The organism is Geodermatophilus sp. FMUSA9-8, from assembly GCF_037034165.1.
In the GTDB taxonomy this organism is placed as follows: Bacteria; Actinomycetota; Actinomycetes; order Mycobacteriales; family Geodermatophilaceae; genus Geodermatophilus; species Geodermatophilus nigrescens.
Genome location: NZ_JBAGKE010000032.1, coordinates 1 through 230, shown reverse-complemented (window position 1 = coordinate 230; position 230 = coordinate 1). Strand labels below are relative to the sequence as shown.

1 protein-coding gene is annotated in these 230 nt (G+C 76.5%); it reads right to left on the bottom strand.

Annotated elements, in window-relative coordinates; translation table 11 throughout:
- Positions 1-230: P-type ATPase (locus tag WA616_RS24390; protein ID WP_442902024.1), on the bottom strand; the 230-nt coding region annotated here is incomplete at both ends.

The following is a 230-nucleotide window of genomic DNA, read 5'->3' as shown; positions in this document are numbered from 1 at the left end:
GCGGCGCCCTTGCGCTCCTGCGCCTCCTCGACGATGTGCACGACCCGGGCCAGGGAGTTCTCCGCCACCCGGGCGGTGACCACGACCTCGAGCGCGCCGCCGCCGTTGACCGAGGCGGCGAACACCTCAGTCCCGGGGCCGACCTCCACCGGCACCGACTCCCCGGTCACCGCGGAGGTGTCCAGCGAGGACCGCCCGGTCCGCACCCGCCCGTCGGTCGCCAGCCGCTC